We start from the raw sequence: 2,276 nt of genomic DNA on the forward strand, positions 1-2,276 counted from the left end.
TGTCAACGGTCGTTTAAAACTGAGCCATTTACGGTCGTCAGAATTGAGCCACCTCAGTTAATGTCCCTATCCTGATTCTGAGCGAGATTGCTCATGTGTTGCCCTTTCAGTCTATAGCTGTTGCCTTTGATGTTGACCACCACGCTGTGATGCAGCAGTCTGTCCAATACGGCGGTGACGAGGATCGGATCCTGAAGCAGCTCTGCCCAGTCATTGAAGGCCTTGTTTGAAGTGATAATCGTGCTGGCCTTTTCGTAGCGCTTGGCCACAAACTGGAAGAACAGGTTGCATTCTTCACGGTTGATGGGTGTGTAGCCCACCTCATCGACGATCACTAAAGACGACTTGTAGTAGCTGCGTCCTTTGCCGGGCCGCATGGCCTCGTGATCTTTCTTCAGTTTGACGACCAGGTCCGACATGGTCGTAAAATAAATGCTCAGACCGGCCTGGCAGGCTTTGAGGGCCAGGGCCACCGCCAAGTGGGTTTTCCCCACACCGGGAGGCCCTAAAAATATCACATTGCCGTTCTGCCGGATAAACGTCAAATCAAACAACGACATGACTTTCTGGCGATCGAGTTTGGGCTGGAAGGTGAAGTCAAACTCATCGATACCCTTGGTAAAGGGCAATCCCGAGATTTTCAGCGCGGTCTCGATCCGGCGCTGCTCCTTGTGGGCCACTTCCTCTTCAAGCAGTTCGTCCAAAAAAACCAGATAACTCAGGCCTTTTTGTTCTGCCGATGCAATGGACGGTTCAAGGATGTCGCGTATCCGACCCAGTTTCAACCGGCTCAGGTTGGATTCGATACGATCGGCAATGAGGGTTTCGCTCATATCCTCACCTCCTTTACATACGCGTCGTACACGTCAAGGGGGCGGATGTCCACCGGGATGTCGTAGGCCGGTTTTAAAGGGCTGATCGTGTGCTTTGCACGTCCCTTGCCCGGTTTTACGTGACCGTATTTACGGCGGTTCATATCCCGGTCGTTTTTAAGGTCGCGATAAAACCGTTTTTCCTGAACAAGGTTACCCTTGGTCGACGGGATCTCGTAAATGACCACAAAGCGGTCGTCATCGTAGATCCGCATGATGTGGTCCTTGACCCTTAAAACCAGCTGCTTGCCCACGAGTTGATGGGGAACGACAAAGCTGTTGCCTTCAAACCGGAGGGTGCAGTCTTTGTAGACCTTTCGAACGATCCGGTAAGAGGTGTCAACGGCTTTGCGGGGAAGCGAACCCAGGTGCGGCTGTTCCCGATCAAAGCGAACGGCCACGACTTCATGGGTTGTGCCATGGACGCGTTGCTCTTTTTTTGCAAGCCAGGTCATCAGGTCGCGATTAGCGGTTTCAAGGCAAACATACCCGTACCCCCGCCAGAATCCTTCCCGGATAAAGGCGTAAGGCCTCTCAACCTTGCCTTTGACCCAGGCGGCGTAAGCCGGTGCTACTTTGGGGTTAAACCCGTAATGGCAGGCAAACCCTACAAGGGTGTCGTTAAAGCGATCCCGGCCTGCAAGACGGCCGATGTAGACGTTTTTCATGCGGTCATACAAAATCTCTGACGGAATGCCGCCGAAAAATTCAAAGGCTCTGATATGGCAATCCAGAAAGGTCGGCAGATCGCAACGCTTGATCAGTTCGGCATATGTTTTCCGTGAATAGCCCAAAACCATTGAAAACAGATACAATTTCTCAATGTGGCCGTTGGGGTGTTCAATCTGGAACTCGGCAAAATCCACCTGGGCCTGATAGCCGGGCTCGGTCTCAAAGCGCATAAACGCCACCTTCTGATGACGTTCTTTGATTTGACGAACCTTTCGTTTGACGATCTCGTAACTGCCGGTAAAACCCATGCTTGTCAGGCGATCATAAATCCAGGTGGCCATATAGCCCTTGTCTTCTTCTATCCAAGTCGTTATGTTGCCGATATAAGGGTCAAGCTGGCTGGGCCTTTGTTGTCTCTGAGGCCGGTTGAAGGCCAGGTCCGGATTGTCGATATACTTTTTTACCGTATTCCGGCTGATTCCAAGCTCTCTTGAAATGGCGTGCTGGCTCAACCCCCGTCTGTACAATGTAATGATGTCCAAAATGGTCTCCTTTGTTTTGAATGCGGCCTCCTTTGGTGTTTTGTTTTTGGTCTCTCATAAAACCAATATAAACACCATTGGAGCCGCTACCCGGGAATTGAACCAGGGGGTTTTTAAGGCCCCCTGGTTCATTCCCTGGTGGCTCAATTCGAAACGACCATTTTTGGCTCAGTTTAATACGACCATCGAC

Annotated in this window: 3 protein-coding genes; 1 reads left to right on the forward strand and 2 read right to left on the reverse strand. The window is 51.1% G+C overall.

Annotation, left to right across the window (positions count from 1 at the left end):
- Positions 1-53 precede the first annotated feature (53 nt).
- Together istB and istA are read right to left on the reverse strand one after the other, a co-directional pair.
- On the reverse strand, positions 54-833 hold the full coding sequence (istB, locus tag ACYQ11_RS21880) for an IS21-like element helper ATPase IstB (RefSeq protein WP_459925960.1): 780 nt from the start codon (positions 831-833) through the stop codon (positions 54-56).
- Positions 830-2,086, reverse strand: a complete 1,257-nt coding sequence (gene istA, locus ACYQ11_RS21885) for an IS21 family transposase (RefSeq protein ID WP_459925961.1) — start codon at positions 2,084-2,086, stop codon at positions 830-832. The genes istB and istA overlap by 4 nt, the downstream gene beginning before the upstream one ends.
- A gap of 1 nt (position 2,087) precedes the next feature.
- Between istA and ACYQ11_RS21890 the strand changes: the two genes are divergently transcribed.
- On the forward strand, positions 2,088-2,276 hold a 189-nt coding region (locus ACYQ11_RS21890), incomplete at its 3' end, for a hypothetical protein (RefSeq protein WP_459925962.1).

Source organism: Desulfatiferula olefinivorans (assembly GCF_054657895.1).

What these genes read in the sequence shown, in the direction of transcription:
- istB (WP_459925960.1), bottom strand. Translation starts at nt 833, where the DNA reads ATGAGCGAAACCCTCATTGCCGATCGTATCGAATCCAACCTGAGCCGG.